We start from the raw sequence: 17,567 nt of genomic DNA on the forward strand, positions 1-17,567 counted from the left end.
TCTCACGTGAAATTCACCGGTGCACTTTCCATTTCCCTCATGCTCGGCGCGGCGGCGGTAACCGGCACGGGTAGCGCCGCGGCCGCACCGACGACCATTCCATTCCAGATCAATCCCGCGCCCTTCGGCAATCCGAACGGCAGTTTCGATGTCCGGCCCGCTCATTGCGGGGTCCGGGTCGGCGAACGGCCCGGCGTCGCGGTGGTGACCGGCTCGGACGCGGGCGGCTGGGGTTGTTGGCTGGCCACGCCGGTGCACTGGGTCAATGTCTCCACGGGCGCGTCCGGCGCGGCGCGACTCTCCGACGGGCTCAATGGCATTCCGTCGTTCGCGAATCTCGAGACCGGCCCCGGCCAGGTCATGATCCTGCTGGTGCCGGGCGGTACCAGCACCCCGGGCTTCACCTCGGTCCTCGTGCCCTGACGAGCGAGCGCCACCTGAGCATGGCCCAGGTGGCGCTGATCTTTACTGCGTGGCTTCCTGACGCTTGGGCAGTTTCCAGCCCGGGCGCGGGAAGTGGCAGGTGTAGCCGTTCGGGTAACGCTCCAGGTAGTCCTGATGCTCCGGCTCGGCCTCCCAGAAGGTGCTGGCCGGGGTCACCTCGGTGACCACCTTGCCGGGCCACAGGCCCGAGGCGTCGACGTCGGCGATGGTGTCCAGCGCGACGCGCTTCTGCTCATCGTCCAGATAGAAGATGGCGGAGCGGTAGCTGGTGCCGATGTCATTGCCCTGCCGGTCCTTGGTGGACGGATCGTGGATCTGGAAGAAGAACTCCAGCAGCGCGCGATAGTCCGTGTGCGCGGGGTCGTAGACGATCTCCACGGCCTCGGCATGGCCCGGGTGATTGCGGTAGGTGGGGTTGTCGTTGCTGCCGCCGGTGTAGCCGACCCGGGTCGAGAGCACACCGGGCTGCCTGCGGATCAGATCCTGCATACCCCAGAAACAGCCACCGGCCAGAATCGCGGTTCGCGTGTCGGTCACGCCTCCTCCTTCGTGAAGAGAGTCTGGTACCGCCCATAGCCTTCCGCCTCGAGGTCGTCGAGGTGAATGAAGCGCAGGGCGGCCGAATTGATGCAGTACCGCAGCCCGCCCGCGTCGCGGGGGCCGTCGGGGAACACATGGCCGAGATGGCTGTCACCGTGGGCGGAGCGCACCTCGGTGCGGACCATCAGATGGCTGCGGTCGCTCTTCTCGGCGATATTGTCGGCCTCGATGGGCTTGGTGAAACTCGGCCAGCCCGAGCCGCTGTCGAACTTGTCGACCGAGGCGAACAGCGGCTCACCGGAGACCACGTCCACGTAGATGCCGGGTTCGTGGTTGTCCCAGTACTCGCCGGTGAAGGCTCGTTCGGTTCCGTTCTCCTGGGTGACGTGGTACTGCTCGGGCGAGAGCGCGGCGACGGCCGCGGGGTTGCGGTGGTATTCCTGTGCCACATGACCTCCTCATATCGGCTCCCGGTACAACCGGGGCTCCCGGTCGGAAAGTCCCGCCCGGCCGGGGCGTCATACTTTGGTCATTCTTCGCCTCTTTCACCCGATCGCGCAGATTGTGCCGCTGACCTCTGGCGATCATGGAACGGATAGCGTAGCTTTCCATTATAGATAGTTGCAGTATCTGCTCATGGAGGCATGGTCATGGTCAAACCGCTTCTCACCCTCGCGTCGGTCTATCTCGCGGCCATCGGACTGGCGCTGCTGGTGGCGCCCGCGCAGTTCGGTGTCGACGCGGTGCCCGAGGATCCCTCGCCGCAACTGCTCGCGCTGCTTCGGCTGCTGGGTGGCCCGATGATCGGCATCGCGGTATTGAACTGGATGTCGCGCACCGCCGCGGCGACCGCTGTGCGCGATACCGTGCTGCTGGCCAATCTGGTCGGCTTCGGGGTGGTCGCCGCCAATGACGTGTGGGGCGTATTCAGTGGTGAGGCAAGGGATCTCGCGAAGGTGTTCCTGGTCGTGCACTTGGGCTTCGCGGTGGCGTTCGGCATCGCCTGGGCGCGTGCGCGCACCACGGCGCGAATGGATAGCTAGGGTATCCGGCAGAGCGGAAGGGGCCGGGTATGCGGATGGCGGAGCTGAGCCGGGAGTCGGGTGTGTCGGTCGCGACCATCAAGTACTACCAGCGCGAAGGGCTGCTGCCGCCCGGTGAACTGACCAGCCCCAACCAGGCGCGCTACGGTGCCGCGCACATCCGCCGACTCAAACTCGTGCGGGCGCTGGTGGAGATCGGCGGACTGTCGGTCGCGGCGGTGCGGGAGGTGCTCGCGCGCATCGACGAATCCGACGCCTCGACCCACGATGTGCTGGGCGTGGTGCAGCAGGGGCTGCCGGGTGTGCGCGTGGATGTGGACGCGGCGGACCGGGAGTGGGCGCGATCGCTGATCGACACCATCGCGGCCGAGCGCGGCTGGCGGCTCCCGCCGGGTTCGCCGGTCGTCGAATCCCTCATCGGTGTGCTGTGCGCGTTCCGGGAGATCGGGCACGAATGGGTGCTCGACGCCCTGTCCTGCTACGCCGAATCCGCCGACCGTGTCGCCGCCGCCGATATCGACGCGGTCGCCCGATTGGGCTCCACCGAGGCGGTGGTCGAGGGCGCGGTCATCGGCACCGTACTCGGCGATGCGCTGCTGGCCACACTGCGACGGGTCGCGCACGCCGAGGCTTCGCGAAAACGCCTGGGCGACTGACGGACAACGCTCGCGGCCCTGACGTTCGCGCTCAGCGCCCCGTGCGTTCGGCCTTCTCCAACTCGACCGCGCGGCGCATGACCTCGCGGGCACGGGAGCGGTCCCCGGCGTAGTCGTAGGCGCGGGCCACGCGGTAGCAGGTGCGCCAATTATCCGGGTCCGCTTCCCATTCCGCTTTGACCTGCTCGAAAAGCTGGTCGGCGGCGGCCCTTTCGATGCGACCGGAGGGGCGACGCGGCAACTGCGAGGTATCGAGTTCGCGCCCCTCCTCGGCCATGCGCCGGGCCAGGCGCTGATGGTCGAGGGCGGCGCGCACCGAGGTGTAGACGATCCAGACGCCGACGATCGGGAGAATCAGCACGCCCAGGCCGATACCGACACCCGCCAGATCGCCATCGGCTATGAGGCTGAAGGCGATCCGGCCGAGCAACAGGAAGTAGAAGCCGAGCGCCACGACGAGGAAGGCGATGACCGCGATGGTGCCCAGCGACCGACGGCCCGCCTCGGAGTCACCCGTCGATGCACCCACGCCGTCTTTCGACAGGCGACCCTGATCGGCGTCACCCGAGGTGCCGCCGCTCTCCGGACGTCCCGATTCCTCGCTCACAGATCCAGCAGCGCGTCGATGCCCACGGTGAGGCCGGGGCGGTGCGGGGTCTTGCGGACGCCGAGCAGGACGCCGGGGGCGAAGGAGCTGCGGTCGATGGAGTCGTGGCGAATGGTGAGGGTCTCACCCTGGGTACCGAAGAGCACCTCCTGGTGGGCGACCAGACCGGCGAGGCGCACCGAGTGCACGCGCACGCCGTCGACGTCCGCGCCGCGCGCGCCCTCGAGTTCGGTGGAGGTGGCGTCGGGGCTGCGGCCGACCCCGGCCTTCTCGCGGGCGGCGGCGATGAGTCCGGCGGTGCGGTAGGCGGTGCCGGAGGGGGCGTCGGCCTTGTTCGGGTGGTGCAATTCGATGACCTCGACCGATTCGAACCAGCGCGCGGCCTGTTCGGCGAAGCGCATGGACAGCACCGCGCCGATGGCGAAGTTCGGGGCGATCAGCACGCCGACCTCGGGGTTGCGCGACAGCCAGCCGCGCACCTGGTCCAGTCGCTCGGCGTCGAAGCCGGTGGTGCCGACGACGGCGTGAATACCGTGCTCGACGAGCCACTCGAGATTGGGCATGACCACATCGGGGTGCGTGAAGTCGACGACCACCTCGGTACCCGATTCGGCGAAGGCGTCCAGGGCGTCGTCCTTGTCGACCCGCGCCACCAGGTCCAGATCCTCGGCCGCCTCGACCGCCGCGCAGATCGCCTGTCCGACCTTGCCGTGCGCCCCGAGCACGCCCACCCGGATCCGGTTCGTGGTCACCTGTTCTCCTTTACCCGTTCGATCGGCACTCGGGTCCGAGCCTACTGCGCCCGCGATCGCCGAACGGCACCCCCGCCGTCCAGGAGTAGGCGGCCTCACACCTGCGCCGAGGACGGTCCCGACCGTCAGTCCGTCGACTGTTTGCGCATCACCTCGATGAGCGCCGTAATGCTCTGCGCGCCATACCCTTCGGCGACCGCGCGGCGCAGTAGCTCGTGGATGGGCTCGTGCCATGCGATATCGATGCCTGCCTCGGCGAATTCGCGGTCGCTGTCGATGGCCTCGTGGAACACATTCACCGAGGACCCGAGCCGGGTGTAGTCGCGGTCGTCGATCTCGCCCGCGAGCACCGGGAGCAGGGATTCGATCATCTGGAACCACTTGACGGCATACGGCACCATGGTGGCCGCCTTCAGCCCGCGCGCGTCGAGCAGCGCCGCGCCCTCGAAGAAGCCCAGCAGGGCGGGCAGCAGGGTCGCGCCGACGGCGGCTTCGTACAGCGCGGCCAGGTCCGGTTCCGCGCCCAGGTGCACGACCTCACCGCCCAGCACCCGCAGCACCGCGGCGTACTCGTCGAATACGGCGCGCTCGCCGCCGAAGTACAGCAGCGTGTCCGGCTTGCCGACCGCCGACGGCACATTCTTGATCGCGCCGCCGAGGTACCGGATACCGTGTTCGTCCGCCCAGGCCGCCAATTCCCGAGCGCCGGAGGCGGTTCCGCTGTTCAGCGTGACGAGCGTGCGTCCGGCCAGGGCCTCGGCCGCCGGGGCCAGGCTCAGCGCGGACGCGTCGAAGTTGGACAGGCAGGCGATCACCAGGGGGCTCGCGGCCACCGCGGCCGCGATATCGGTCCGCGCGGTCGCGCCGCGCTCGGTCAACGCCCGCGCCTTCTCCGGGGTGCGGTTCCACACCGTGGTCGGGTGTCCGGCGTTGAGGTACGCCTCGGCGAGGGCGGTTCCCATGGAGCCCAGGCCGACAATGGTCACCGGGGTGCGTGCGATCTCGGTCAATGCCAGTGCCTTTCGAGACGATCGGGCCGGTCGCGGAATTCCGTCGACCGGCACCGTCAGTCTCGAAGCACGCCGGATCGCCTACCAGTACCTACTTTCGCCGCGGGTTACGCACCATTTGGTAGGTCATATGGTCACGTGCCCGGCCCGAACCGGGAACGTGAGCAGGGTCACGGCTAGTCGAAGACGATGACCTGGCGCAGGGCGTGGCCCGACGCCAGTTCGTCCATCCCCCGGTTGATGTCCTCCAAGGAGATTCGCGCCGAGATGAGCCGCTCCACCGGCAGGCTGCCCGCCCGCCACATGCGCACGTACTCCGGAATGTCGCGTGCGGGTACCGCCGAACCGAGGTAGCTGCCGACAATGGAGCGCCCTTGCGCCACCAGGCCCAGCGGCGAGATGCTGGCCATCGCGTCGGGTGCGGGCAGACCCACGGTGACGGTCGTACCGCCGGGAGCCGTTGCGGCGACGGCGGTTTCGAAGGCGCGGATATTGCCCGCCGCCTCGACGACGATCTCGGCCTGAATACCCTCCGCGGCCAGTTCGGCCGGGGTATAGGCCGCCGTCGCGCCGAATTCCGTTGCCAGCTTCAGCTTCTCGGGCACCGTGTCGACGGCGATGACATCGCGCCCGGTGCCCTCGCGCAGGGCGGCGGCCACAAGCACCGCGGCCATCCCGACGCCGCCGAGCCCGACGACCATGATGCGGTCGCCCGGGCCGGGCTTCGCCGAATTCATCAGCGCCCCACCGCCGGTCAGCACCGCGCAGCCGAGCACCGCCGCCACCTCCGGCGGCACATCGTCGTCCACCGCGACCACCGATCGCTCGTCCACCACCGCGTGCGTGGCGAAGGCGGAGACGCCGAGGTGATGGTGCACGGGCGCGCCGTCGCGCAGCAGCCGCCGCCCACCGCCGAGCAGTTCGCCCGCATTGTTCGCGAGACTGCCCGGCAGACACGGGGTTCGGCCCTCGGTGGCGCAGCCGGAGCATTCGCCGCAGCGCGGCAGGAAGGTCATGACCACGCGCTGGCCGACGGTGAAGGAGCTGTCGCCGGACCCCACGGCCTCGACGCGTCCGGCCGCCTCGTGGCCGAGCAGCATGGGCACCGGGCGCACCCGGTTGCCGTCCACCACGGACAGATCCGAATGGCACAGTCCGGCGGCCTCGATTCGAACGAGCAGCTCACCGGGGCCGGGTTCGCCCAGGTCGAGCTCGCTCACGGTGATCGGCGCCGATTCCGCGAAGGGGGCCGGGTCGCCGATTCGTTCCAATACCGCACCGCGAATCCTCATGAGCCAGACGCTACCCGCTGCGGCCCTTTCCAATCGCGCGGAACCCTGATTCGATTGACCCAGACAGGAGTGGAACATGAACAGTCTCGAGGCCCGCGGCAGGGCGCTCAACCATGTGGTGACCGACTTCTTCGGTCAGGTGGCGCGCGCGTACGACACGCGGGCGCTGCAGCGCATCGTGTACCGGCCGCCGCAGGATCAGATGGTGGCGGAGCTGCGCGCGGCCGGATCCCGGCGGATCGCCGATATCGGCTGTGGCACCGGCATTCTCACCGCGCGTATCCAGCGCGAGCTGCGGCCCGAGGTGATCTACGGGGTGGACGCCTCCGAGGGCATGCTGGCGCAGGCGCGGCGGCGGTCGGAGCAGGTGCGGTGGGTGTGCGGTCCGGCCGAGCAGCTGCCCTTCGCCGACGGTGAGCTGGACGCGGTGATCACCACCAGCGCCTTCCACTTCTTCGACCATCCGGCGGCCCTGGCCGAATTCCACCGGGTGTTGGCGCCCGGCGGTCTGGTGGCCATCGCGACACTGCATCCGTCCTCGGCCACCACGCGCCCGATCCAGCGGCTCACCCGCAGCCCGCTGTTCCCGGCGCACGCCCCGTCGCCCTACGACACGCGAAAGCTGGTGGAGCGGGCCGGTTTCCGCATGCAGGATCAGCGCAAGGTATCGCGGCCGCCGCTGCCGGATTTCCTGGTGCCCGACGTGATCACGGTGGCGCGGCGCTGAGCCGCGTCCTGGAACGTCTCAGCCCAGGCGGCGCGCCCGCATATCGCCGAGCACCGACGCTTCGGTCACCTGACCGTTGGTCGCGGTGTACAGCATCGACCCGCCGCCGGTGTAGATGCCGACCACGACCGGGCCGCGTGCCCGGAAGTCGCCGAAGACCAGGTCACCCGGCTGCGCCTTGCTCATCGGCACCTCGACGCCGATCTCCCACTGCTGCTCCACGGTGTTCGGCAGCGTGATGGTGCCGCCGCTGGCCGCGGAGACGGCCGCCGCGGTCAGGCCCGCTTCGTCGAAGCCGCCATTGGACGGCCCCTGCGGTCCGCCGCCACCGAAAACGTAAGGGGTGCCGAGCCATTCGTGGGCAGCCTCGACAATCTGCGGTCCCAGATCGGCGCTCGGATCGGGGACGAAGCGGCCGCCGCTGCCGACACTGCGGAATCCGGCCTCCGCGGCCAGGATGCGCGCGACATAGGGGCGGGTCTCGGTGAAGTGCGCGGAGTACTGGTTGGGCATACCGCCGGAGGCGAGCACCGCGCCCTCACCGGCGTTGTAGGCGGCGACGGTCAGGGCGGTGACGTCGCCGGAGACCTTGCCCTCCGAGACCCAGCCCTGGATCTTGTCGGCCAGCGCGCACATGTAGCGGCCCTGGCCGATGATGGCGTCGCCGTCGTCCCACACACTGGCCTGGCCATTGCCGTCGGCGTCGATGACATAGGGCTGGCCGTCGGGGGCGGCGGCCACCGCGGTGCCGGGCATGAACTGCGCCAGACCCTGCGCACCGGCCGGGGAGACCGCGCCTCGGCGGAATCCGGATTCGGCCTGGCCCTGCGCGGCCAGCAGCGAGGAGCTGATCTGCGGGCACAGCGATCCGGCGCGGCGGTACCAGATCTCGAGTTCGGGCGGCACCTTGCCACCGGCGAGGTTGCCGCCCGGGCTGCCGAAGCCGTTGTCGCAGTTGGGGGCCGGGATGGTGACGCTGGGCATGGTGCCGCCCGCCAGCCACGGCATCGGGTCGACCTGTTTGCCGCCGTTCATGCGGCCGCCGGGGACGAGTTCGAAATGCAGGTGTGGGCCGGAGGATTCGCCCGCCGAGCCGACATCGGCGATGTGCTGTCCGGCGGTGACGGCGTCGCCGACCCGCACGTAGATCTGCGACAGCTCCATATGGCCATAGACGGTGGAGTAGCGGTTGCCCTTCTCGTCGAGGGAGTCGATCACCACCCAGCCGCCGAAGCCCGAGGCGGGGCCGGAGGCCACCACGCGACCGTCGGACGCCGCGTAGATCGGGGTGCCAGCGCTCGCGGCGAGGTCGACGCCCATATGCCCGCCGCCGCGCGTGCCGAAGGGATCGGAGACGCTGAAAGTGCCTGCGGCGAGCGGGAAATTGCGGGCGCTGCCCGCGCGCAGGCCACCGGCCTCGTTGACCGGCCCCGGCATGGCGGCCAGCGAGACGGTGGGCGTGATCGGGGCGGCGGAGCTGGGCGCGGCGTTCTCCTTGACGGTGACCTGCACCCGATCCAGGTGGTTGAGGGCGTCGCTGCCGCGATCTTCCAGGGGCGTCCAGCGCACGGCGGCCGACGCCCCCGGCGACCAGCTGCGCTGCTTCCAGATGACGTACTCGATGCCGAAATTGGCCGCGTTCTCCTGTAGGAAGGCGACGATGGCCTCGCCTTTGGCCTGGCCGATGCCGTCGGAGCCGACAATGAACTCGACCGCGCGACCGGAGCGGTGATCGTCGAAGGCGGCGTCGTCGATGCGACCGCGCATATCCATCATGCCGAAACGCGCCACCACACAACGCAATGCGCGCAGCGCGCCGTCGGTCAGGCCGTCCTCGGCGGGTGATCCGGTGGCGGGGCAATTCGGTTGGGTCGCAGCGGCTGTCGTGCTGGCGATGGTGGGCATGCCGGGGGCACAGGAGTCTTCACTGGCGGGCAGTACCACCACCAGTACCAGCGTGACCAGGCCGAGAACGAGCCCGCACGCGATCCATACCAGGCGGTCGAGCCTCACGCGGGAGCGCTCACGACCGATGCGGGCGAGGCCGATTCAGGCGCGACGCCGACCACCGACGCGGTGCACGGCACTGATCGAGGCATCGGTCCTGCTCCTTCGGCGCACACGGGTCGGGCGTGATCGGCACGGATCGCTTGGACATTCTGCCATGTCCGGCGGCCACCGGGGCGGCACATCGACGGAGTGTCCGGAGCCGGAAGTCGCGGAGTGATCATCGCCGGGGCGGGCGGCGGCGCGCCACCGATCTGCGCCCCGTATGCCGCCGATTGGCGCAGGATGGGGGTATGGGTGGCCTACAGACTCGCTCGGCTCGTCGATCGCGGCGTCGTTGGGGTGCATGGCATTCCGAGGCGGTGCGCCTGCTCGCCGTCGCCGGAGTGGCGGCGCTGGTGGCGGCGTGTGGTGGTGCGGAACCCGAGCGGCCGGGACGGGCGACGGTGGTGGCGAGTACCACCGCGCCGAGTTCGCCGTCCGGGGTGCCGGATCTCGGAGCCGGGGAGGACGTGGTGCGGGAGGTGGATGTGCCATGGGGGTTGGCGTTCCTGCCCGACGGGGGTGCGTTGGTGGCCGAGCGTGACTCCGGAGCGATTCTGCGGGTGCGGCCGGGAGCCGCGGCGGAGCGGGTGTATCAGGTGCCGGGGGTCGCGGCGATCGGGGAAGGCGGGCTGCTCGGGGTGGCGGTGTCGCCGCGGTATGCCGAAGACGGTTACGTGTATGCCTATTTCACCGGCGTCGACGACAATCGGATCGTGCGGTTTCGGCTCGACGGACAGCCCGAGGTGGTGTTCTCCGGGATCGCCGCCGCGTCGATTCACAATGGCGGGCGGATAGCGTTCGGGCCGGACGGGTTGCTGTACGTCGGCACCGGTGACGCGAGTACCCGTGGGGCGTCGCAGGATTCGAACAGCCCGAACGGCAAGATCCTGCGTCTGACACCGGAAGGTCGGCCCGCGCCGGGCAATCCGACGCCCGGGTCGCCGGTCTACAGCCTCGGGCATCGCAATGTTCAAGGGCTGGCGTGGGATTCGGCCGGTCGCCTCTTCGCCGCGGAGTTCGGGCAGAACGAATTCGACGAGATCAATCTGATCGAGCCCGGCCGCAATTACGGGTGGCCGGAGGTGGAGGGCACTGGGGACACCTGGGGCGGGCGGTTCACCAATCCCCTGGTGACCTGGGATCCGACCGACGCCTCGCCCTCGGGTATCGCGATCGCCGGGAACACGCTGTACGCGGCGGCGCTGCGCGGCGAGCGGCTGTGGACGGTGCCGCTGCGCGACGGCGCGCTCGGAGAACCCGTGGCGCGGTTGGAGAACGGTCTCGGGCGGCTGCGCACCGTGGTGGTGGCGCCGGACGGGGCGCTGTGGGTGACGACCTCGAATACCGACGGGCGCGGCGATCCACGCGACGGTGACGATCGCATCATTCGGTTCCCGGCCCGCTGATCATCCCTGCGTGGGTTGGTCCGCGGCCTTCGTCGGACGCTCGACCGGCGTGGGCGGCCAGGGCTCGGGTTTCACATTGTCGGGTTTGGCGGCGGGGACCTCGTCCCAGTCGAAGTGGGTGCCCACCCACGCCCTCGGGCGGTCGAAGCGCACCTCGCGGGCGTGTAATCCGCTGCGGCGGAACGAGATCTCGCCGAAGAAGTCGCCGCCGGTGAACAGCACCGTGCGGGCCTCGAAGACGGCGTCCGCGAAGGACACCGCGCCGTGGTATTCGGCGTCGGTGAAGTCGATGTCGGTGGTGCCGCCGGTACGCCAGCGCGGGCGTTCGCCGAGCGCGCACCCGTCGAAGCTGGTGCCCCGGGCGTAGAAGTGCGTGGCGGTGAAAGCGATACGGGCACCGGTGAATTCGGCTCCGGCGAAGCAGACGCGGTCACCGTCGAAGACGGCGCGGCCGAAGGTGGTGAGGGCGGCGGCGAAACTCGCGTCGGCGAAGCCGGTGCGGTCGCCGGTGAAGGTGGCGCGCTCGAAGGTGGTTCGCGCACCGGCGAAGACGGCCTCGTCGAAGGCGACGGGGCAGGCGAAGGTGGTATCCACGAACGAGGTGACGCTGCCGCCGCGCTCGGATCGGTCCACGACCGCCGGGCGGAAGACCGCCCGCTGGAACGACGCGGCCCGACCGCGGAAGGTCGCGCCGCGGAAGGTGATTCGTTTGCCCAGGAACCGCGCGCCCTCGAAGCTGGTGGTGTCCGTACCGAGGAATACCGCGTCCGCGAAACGCGTGTCGCGGCCACCGAAGGTGGCGAAGCGGAAGTCGGCGTCCTCGAACACCGCGCCCGTGAAATCGAAATCGCAGTCCGACCACGAGGTTTCGGCGGTCTGCCGTAGTCGGTCGGCGATCACGCGCGCGATGGTGGCGCGCACCGGCCGATCGTTCTGCCGATAGTGGTAGACCCGCTCCACCGCCGCCCCGTCCTCCTCGCGGCGTTCGGTCCGGCTCACCAGGTGGTTGTCTCCCGCGTCGGGCGCGTACGGCAGCCGCAGATACGCGCACAGCACATCCACGCACTGCTGTCTGCGGCCCCACGCCGAGAACTCGTCCGCCACACCGGCCATGGCGTACACCCCGGCGATCCGCACCGCCACATCGGCGGCCCCCAATTGCGCGGCCGCCGCACCGAACACGTCCGCGAACCGACCACGCTCCAGATCCCGCTGCCGCCGATACGCCACCACCAGCGCGACCGCACCCCCGACTCCCGCCGTCACCGCCAGCGCGATCATGGTGAGCTGCAACCGGTTCGGCGTCTCGGGCTCGACCCCGAGCAACGTCCACAACAGCCACCAACTGCACCCCGCGACCGCCGCGGCGACGAGCACACCCGTCAGCACCGAGAGCAACAGCCCCGACCGCCGCCCCCTGCGGCCGAAACCCATTCCGAACAGCCCCCAGTGACGCATAGCGAGATGGTAACGACCCCACCGCCCCACCGCACCGATAGCGACATTTCACCCGATCGGATGTGCCCCAGAGCGGTGGCCAGCACAATCCCTGCCCGAAAACGCGAAAAGCCCGTCCGACACAACGCCGGACGGGCTCACGCGACGGTCAGGCCGCCCGCCGCCGCAGACCCAGGCCAGCCGCCGCGAGGCAGGCCAGCGCGACCGCGCCGACGAACCAGGGGAAGACGGTGGTCAGACCCCAGGTGGTCGCCGCCCATCCGGCCACCACGGTCGGCAGCGCCATCGCGCTGTAGGCCAACAGGTAGTAGGCCGACATGGTTTCGCCGCGCTTGTGTTGCGGCACCACATTGGACAGATGGCGCAGGGAGCCGCCGAAACCGAGGCCGAAGGTCAAACCGAGCAGCACTCCGGCCACCAGGACCAAGACCCAGTTGTGGGTGGCCAGCGCGGGAATGGTCAGCACCAGGGCCACCGCCATGCCGATATCGCCGCTGATCGCGGCGCGCCGGGCCGGAATACCGGTGGCGAAGAACTGCGCGACCGCACCCGCGGTCGCCGTGGCCGCCACCACCGCCCCGCCGAAGACGAGATTGTGCACGCCGGTCTTGGCCGCGGCCAGCGACGGGTACAGCGACAGCAGCACGCCCAGTACCGACCAGGCCGCCATCACACCCAGCGCCGAGAACCAGAAGTCACTGCGAATCTCGTGCGGCACGGCGGGTTTCGCAATACGGATCGGTCCGGCCACCCGTGCGGTGTGCGGCTCGTTCAAGGCCAGCACGCCCAGCCCCACCAGCAGGCACACGACGGTGATGACCACGTACGGCGTGCGCAGCGGATACGGCGCGTACTGCGCGAGCAGCGCCGATCCCAGAATGGCCACGGCCATACCGACATTGAAGGCCACGCCGGTCAACTGCCCGGACCGCGCGCCGTGTTTGGGCCGCAGATCCAACAGCGCCGCCGCGCCCGCCACCACCGTCGCGCCGACCGCCGCGCCGTGCAGCGCCCGCGCCAGCAGCAGCATGGCCACATTGTCGGCCAGCAGGAACACCACCAGTCCGGCGATCATGATGCCGAAAGCGCCCAGCAGCACCGGCTTTCGACCCACCGCGTCGGAGATGCGTCCGGCGACCAGCACCGCGCCCAGCGCCGCGATGGCGTAGGCCGCGAACACGAAGGTGGTGGTGAGTGGGGTGAAATGCCACTCCTGCTGGTAAATGCCGTAGAGCGGGGCCGGGACACCGGAGACGCCGAGCGCCACGCCGCTGGCGGCGAGTACGAGCGCATATCCCCAGGCCTGATCGACCCGCTCGGGCCGAACCGCAACATCCGCTGCCATCGAACCCTCCATCAGGTAAGTTTGATTGTGATCGAACCTGACCCTACTCCCGGTTCGAAGATCGTCAAACCTCTCGCCGAGGAATGGCACGACAGAGTGAGGTAGATCATGTCCGACACCGAAGCGCCCGCCGCCGTGGCATCGCTGCCCACGGTGCTCGGCGCGCTCCAAGATCCGATCCGCCTGGAGATGGTGCGCCGCTTGGGCGAGGCCGGGGAGCCGATGCGCTGCAGCGCGCTCTACGACACCATCAGCAAGTCGACCGCCGCGCACCACTTCAAGATCCTGCGTGAATCCGGTATCACCGCGCGCGAGACCGTCGACGGACAGACCTGGGTCCGGCTGCGCACCGAGGAGGTCGGCGCGGCGCTGCCCGGCCTGCTCGACGCCGTTCTCGCCGCCGCGAACCGAACCAAGGAGTAACCTGCCGCCGCGACGGCCGCTCCCGCGCTACCGTCGATGGATGCGTATTCGCACCGCGACGATCGATGAACTGCCCTTGCTCCAGAAAATCGAGATCGCCGCCGGAGAACCGTTCCGCAGTATCGGCATGCTGGAAATCGCCGAGGACGACCCGCCCGCGCTCGAGGTGCTCGAGCAGTACCGCCGCGCCGGACGCGCCTGGGTCGCCGTGGACGAATCCGATTCTCCCGTCGCGTATCTCATCAGCAGGCAGGCCGACGACACCGAGCACATCAGCCAGATCTCGGTCCATCCGGGCTTCGCCCACCGCGGCATCGGCAAGGCGCTCATCGAGCACCTCGCCGCGATCGCCCGCGCCGAGGGCCTGCCCGCGCTGAGCCTGACGACGTTCCTGGACGTCCCCTGGAACGCCCCGTACTACGAACGCCTCGGCTTCCGCCAGGTCCCCGACAACGAACTCACCCCGGACCTCTACAAGATCCGCGCCCACGAGTCCGAAGTCGGCCTCGACCGCTGGCCCCGCATAGCCATGCGGCGCGACCTGGGCTGACCCACCGAGATCAGGGGGAACTGGTGGCGGCATCGCACGAGTAGCCGCCGCCACCGATTCCCCCTCGCGGCTGGACATGCGCCGCCGGGGTGGCAACTAAGCCGGAGGGGGGATCTCTTCCGGTGGCGGCGGCGGGGGGAGTTCCGCGGGCGGGAGGACGTCCGCCGGGGGTGGCGGAGCCGGTTGTTCGGCCGGGGGCGGGGCTGGTTGCTCCGCCGGGGGTGGGGCCGGTTGCTCCGGGGGCGGGGTCGTGGTGGTCGGCGTCACCGTGACCGAGGTGGTCGGCGGGGTTGTCGTGGCGGGGTCGACCTCGGTCACCGGCGGGGTGCGCCTCTCGTAGTCCGCGCCCGCGACATGGGCTGCGGTCCAGCAGAATGCGGCGGCGGTGAGCAGGACCAGCGGGGCGGTGAGGGCCACGAGGGCGCCGCCGAGACGGCGGCGTCGGCGGCGGCGGGCCAGGACCGCCAGCGCGAGGGGGATCTCCAGGGCGAGGGTGCCCGCGGCGACGCAGACCACGGTCGCGAGGGTCCAGGCGGCGGCCGGTTCGTCCGACCACTGCGCCAGTGCCGCGATCGCCGCGACGCCGACCACGCCGAGCGCGGTGACGCCGAGGAAGCCCGTGCTGGCGTAGCCGAAACTACCGAGGGAGTTCTCCTCGCCGCCGTTGCGGCGCATCCACGCGCAGAACAGCGAGGCGTGGCCGAGACCCGCACCCAGGGCGGCGACCACCAGCAGCAGGTACGCGGTGCGGGTGGAGTCGGCGGCGGAGTCGAGCCGCAGCAGTACCGCGCCGAGATCGGCGACCAGGCTCGCGACGACCAGAATCGACAGTCCCGCAACCGCTTCCGAGCGCCCGCGCACCCGACGCCGCAAATAGCCCTCGGGCAGTTGACGCCGCAGCACCTGATACACCCGCACCCAGGCGATCGGCACCACCGCGAGCAGTACCGGCGTCAACCAGCTCGCCGTGCCCGGCTCGAACCAGATCGACAGCACCGCAACGGTTCCGGCGAAGATCCACACCCACGCGGCGAGCCGCAGCAGGGACCGCCAGGTGGTCGCGGCCAGCAGCTGGCGCGCGGGCAGATGGCCGGGCCGCGAGGCGAACAGCCCCCGCAGCGCCGCGAACGGACTGCCCCGCCACACGTCCAGTCGGGCCCGCAGCAACAGCAGATCCGGATGCAGCGAGTTCAGCGCCAGCCCGTCCTCGACATGGCGCGTCGCCGCCATCCGGTCGCCGAACTCCATCTCGAGTTCGGCGGCCGCGGCGTGCGTATCCGCGCCGGGCGCGAGCCGCAATGCCCGCACCACGGCGGTCCGCGCTTCCCCGCGCTCCGCCTCGGTCGGTCCGAAGCCCCGCGACAGGATGCCCGCGAAGACCAGGAGGGCCGAGACGTTCTCCGGCTCCAGCGAGACGGCCACCCGCGCGTGCCGCACGGCCTCTTCCCGCCGCGCCGCCGCCTCGAACGCCTGCGCCGCGACCAGATGCGCGTCCACCCGGTCCGGGTCGGCCGCGATGGCCAACCCGGCCATCCGCAACGCCTCGTCCACCCGGTCGGCCCGTAGCGCGAGATCCGCCATCAATCCCAACAACTCGGGATCGTGCGGCTCCCCCACCAGGGCTTTGCCAACCAACTCCCGGGCCTCGTCGAACCGCCCGAGATCACTTGCGGCGCGTGCCTTTTCCAGCACCCGCGAGGTTTCCGTCATCCCTCTCCCGATCGTGCACTCCGGCCGCTGACACTAGCCCACCGATTGCCCATCGCGCACCGGGAAGCCCAACTCTCGGGACTCCCAGGGGCTTTCGCCCTGGACGGGGTGGCGTCAGTCGACCAGGTTGCGCACTACCGCCGGGAGGTCGCGGTTGCGGCGGTAGGGGCCCGCGACGGCCGCGCCGAAGGGGCGGGAGAGCAGGGTGCGGGCTATGGCGGAGACTTCCTCGGTGGTGACTTCGTCTATGCGGGCGAGGGTTTCGGAGACGCTGCGGTGGTTGCCGTAGCTGAGTTCGCTGCGGCCGATCCGGTTCATGCGGGAGCCGGAGTCCTCCAGGCCGAGCACCAGGCCACCGCGCAGGGAACCCTTGGCGCGGGCGCACTCGGCATCGGTGATGCCGTGTTCGGCCACCTCTTCGAGGACGTTCTTGGCCAACGTGGCGACCCTGCCGAGATTGTCGGGCTGGCAGCCCAGGTACACCGAGAAGGCTCCGGTGTCGGCGAAGGTGTCGACACTCGAGTACACCGAGTAGGCGAGGCCGCGTTCCTCGCGAATGCGCTGGAACAGCCGTGAACTCAGGCCGCCGCCCAGCACGGTGTTGAGAACCGAGAGGGGCCAACGTTTTTCGCCCTCGTGGCGGCCGAACGCGCGGGTGCCGAAGGTGAGATGCGCCTGTTCGCTCTCGCGGTACATGCGCAGCAGCTCCGGATTGCCGCGCGGGCGGAACTTGCCCTCGCGCCGCGGCGCGGGTTCGCGGCCCGGTTCGAGCCGATCGGCGAAGGCGTGGTGCACCAGTTCGACGGTGTGCTCGTGCTCGATATTGCCCGCCACGGCGACGACCATGCGGTCGGGGCGGTAGCGGCGAAGATGGAAGGAGCGCAACTGATTCGCCTGCATGGCTTCGATGGTCTCGATCGAGCCGATCACCGGGCGGCCGATGGGGTGGTCACCGAAGAGCGCGGTGAGGAAGGCGTCGCCGCACATGTCCTCGGGGTCGTCGTCGCGCATGGCGATCTCCTCGAGCACCACCTGGCGCTCGACGGCCACATCGTCGGCACGGCACAGCCCGTTGAGCACCACATCGGTGACCAGGTCGACCGCCAGCGGCAGATCCTCGTCGATGACATGGGCGTAGTAGCAGGTCTGCTCCTTGGCGGTGAACGCATTCAGTTCTCCGCCAACGGCATCCATGGCCTGGGCGATATCGAGCGCCGAACGCGTCGGGGTCGCCTTGAAGAGCAGATGTTCGAGGAAGTGCGCCGCACCGGCCACCGTCGGCCCCTCGTCGCGCGAGCCGACCCCGACCCACACGCCGATCGACGCCGACCGCACCCCGGGCACGTGTTCGGTGACAACCCGTAGCCCGCCGGGTAGTACGGTGCGCCGCACACCGGTGTCGGCGAGCGGTGCGTCCGTGGTGGTCCGCACCAGCGCAGCAGTGGTACCCGACAGTTGATTGTCCTTCTTACGACCCATTTTTTGCGGAAGCCTCTGTTCGAGCGCGGCGGTGATACTGCGAGCGTAAACCGGTGGCCCCTCGTCCCGATCC

Annotated in this window: 18 protein-coding genes; 7 read left to right on the forward strand and 11 right to left on the reverse strand. The window is 69.9% G+C overall.

All coding sequences use genetic code 11. From position 1 onward, the window contains the following. The first annotated feature begins 6 nt into the window (after positions 1-6). Entirely contained in the window at positions 7-423 is a 417-nt protein-coding gene (locus ACIBH2_RS08810; protein WP_397114981.1) for a hypothetical protein, read from the forward strand. Between the two features lie 42 nt (positions 424-465). On the opposite strand, the gene msrA is transcribed toward ACIBH2_RS08810, so the two are convergent. Together msrA and msrB are read right to left on the reverse strand one after the other, a co-directional pair. Beyond that, positions 466-981 (reverse strand): peptide-methionine (S)-S-oxide reductase MsrA, encoded by a 516-nt coding sequence (gene msrA / locus ACIBH2_RS08815; protein ID WP_397114983.1) that lies wholly within the window; start codon positions 979-981, stop codon positions 466-468. Beyond that, positions 978-1,433 (reverse strand): peptide-methionine (R)-S-oxide reductase MsrB, encoded by a 456-nt coding sequence (msrB, locus tag ACIBH2_RS08820; protein WP_397114986.1) that lies wholly within the window; start codon positions 1,431-1,433, stop codon positions 978-980. Before msrB ends, msrA begins: the two co-directional genes overlap by 4 nt. A 201-nt stretch (positions 1,434-1,634) precedes the next feature. Here msrB and ACIBH2_RS08825 point away from each other — a divergent pair, with 201 nt between their 5' ends. Continuing rightward, positions 1,635-2,027: a hypothetical protein gene (locus ACIBH2_RS08825; protein WP_397114988.1), complete on the forward strand. Its 393-nt coding sequence runs from the start codon at positions 1,635-1,637 to the stop codon at positions 2,025-2,027. A 29-nt stretch (positions 2,028-2,056) separates the two neighbouring features. Continuing rightward, positions 2,057-2,683 (forward strand): MerR family transcriptional regulator, encoded by a 627-nt coding sequence (locus ACIBH2_RS08830; RefSeq protein WP_397114990.1) that lies wholly within the window; start codon positions 2,057-2,059, stop codon positions 2,681-2,683. 31 nt (positions 2,684-2,714) lie between these two features. Here ACIBH2_RS08830 and ACIBH2_RS08835 read toward each other — a convergent pair whose 3' ends face one another. The 4 genes from ACIBH2_RS08835 to ACIBH2_RS08850 form a co-directional block, all read right to left on the reverse strand. After that, the gene (locus tag ACIBH2_RS08835) at positions 2,715-3,212 is read right to left on the reverse strand and encodes a hypothetical protein (RefSeq protein WP_397116910.1); all 498 of its coding nucleotides are present in this window, start codon (positions 3,210-3,212) and stop codon (positions 2,715-2,717) included. A 74-nt stretch (positions 3,213-3,286) separates the two neighbouring features. Beyond that, positions 3,287-4,027, reverse strand: a complete 741-nt coding sequence (gene dapB / locus ACIBH2_RS08840; RefSeq protein WP_397116912.1) for a 4-hydroxy-tetrahydrodipicolinate reductase — start codon at positions 4,025-4,027, stop codon at positions 3,287-3,289. A gap of 140 nt (positions 4,028-4,167) precedes the next feature. Then, positions 4,168-5,052 (reverse strand): NAD(P)-dependent oxidoreductase, encoded by an 885-nt coding sequence (locus ACIBH2_RS08845; RefSeq protein ID WP_397114992.1) that lies wholly within the window; start codon positions 5,050-5,052, stop codon positions 4,168-4,170. A gap of 176 nt (positions 5,053-5,228) precedes the next feature. Then, positions 5,229-6,344 (reverse strand): alcohol dehydrogenase catalytic domain-containing protein, encoded by a 1,116-nt coding sequence (locus tag ACIBH2_RS08850; RefSeq protein ID WP_397114994.1) that lies wholly within the window; start codon positions 6,342-6,344, stop codon positions 5,229-5,231. Positions 6,345-6,420: 76 nt separating this feature from the next. Here ACIBH2_RS08850 and ACIBH2_RS08855 point away from each other — a divergent pair, with 76 nt between their 5' ends. Next, positions 6,421-7,071, forward strand: coding sequence for a class I SAM-dependent methyltransferase (locus tag ACIBH2_RS08855; protein ID WP_397114996.1), 651 nt, complete (start codon positions 6,421-6,423; stop codon positions 7,069-7,071). An 18-nt stretch (positions 7,072-7,089) separates the two neighbouring features. Here ACIBH2_RS08855 and ACIBH2_RS08860 read toward each other — a convergent pair whose 3' ends face one another. Further along, complete coding sequence (locus tag ACIBH2_RS08860; protein WP_397114998.1) at positions 7,090-9,084, reverse strand: peptidoglycan DD-metalloendopeptidase family protein; 1,995 nt, start codon at positions 9,082-9,084, stop codon at positions 7,090-7,092. A 287-nt stretch (positions 9,085-9,371) separates the two neighbouring features. Here ACIBH2_RS08860 and ACIBH2_RS08865 point away from each other — a divergent pair, with 287 nt between their 5' ends. After that, positions 9,372-10,529 carry a PQQ-dependent sugar dehydrogenase gene (locus ACIBH2_RS08865; RefSeq protein WP_397115000.1) on the forward strand — a complete coding sequence of 386 codons (1,158 nt, stop codon included), beginning with the start codon at positions 9,372-9,374 and terminating at the stop codon, positions 10,527-10,529. Here the strand turns inward: ACIBH2_RS08865 and ACIBH2_RS08870 are convergent, their stop codons facing one another. Further along, the gene (locus tag ACIBH2_RS08870) at positions 10,530-11,987 is read right to left on the reverse strand and encodes a pentapeptide repeat-containing protein (RefSeq protein ID WP_397115002.1); all 1,458 of its coding nucleotides are present in this window, start codon (positions 11,985-11,987) and stop codon (positions 10,530-10,532) included. 148 nt (positions 11,988-12,135) lie between these two features. After that, positions 12,136-13,332 carry an MFS transporter gene (locus ACIBH2_RS08875; RefSeq protein ID WP_397115004.1) on the reverse strand — a complete coding sequence of 399 codons (1,197 nt, stop codon included), beginning with the start codon at positions 13,330-13,332 and terminating at the stop codon, positions 12,136-12,138. A gap of 108 nt (positions 13,333-13,440) precedes the next feature. On the opposite strand from ACIBH2_RS08875, the gene ACIBH2_RS08880 reads away from it, so the two are divergent. Both ACIBH2_RS08880 and ACIBH2_RS08885 read left to right on the forward strand, forming a co-directional pair. Then, a complete protein-coding gene (locus ACIBH2_RS08880; RefSeq protein ID WP_397115006.1) occupies positions 13,441-13,755 on the forward strand; it encodes an ArsR/SmtB family transcription factor in 315 nt (104 codons plus the stop codon). A 40-nt stretch (positions 13,756-13,795) separates the two neighbouring features. After that, a complete protein-coding gene (locus ACIBH2_RS08885) occupies positions 13,796-14,305 on the forward strand; it encodes a GNAT family N-acetyltransferase (protein ID WP_397115008.1) in 510 nt (169 codons plus the stop codon). A gap of 96 nt (positions 14,306-14,401) precedes the next feature. Here the strand turns inward: ACIBH2_RS08885 and ACIBH2_RS08890 are convergent, their stop codons facing one another. Further along, positions 14,402-16,015: a tetratricopeptide repeat protein gene (locus ACIBH2_RS08890; RefSeq protein ID WP_397115010.1), complete on the reverse strand. Its 1,614-nt coding sequence runs from the start codon at positions 16,013-16,015 to the stop codon at positions 14,402-14,404. 114 nt (positions 16,016-16,129) lie between these two features. Beyond that, on the reverse strand, positions 16,130-17,494 hold the full coding sequence (locus tag ACIBH2_RS08895; protein ID WP_397115012.1) for a M16 family metallopeptidase: 1,365 nt from the start codon (positions 17,492-17,494) through the stop codon (positions 16,130-16,132). Positions 17,495-17,567: the final 73 nt, after the last annotated feature.

The organism is Nocardia sp. NPDC050406, from assembly GCF_044459025.1.
Classification (GTDB): domain Bacteria; phylum Actinomycetota; class Actinomycetes; order Mycobacteriales; family Mycobacteriaceae; genus Nocardia.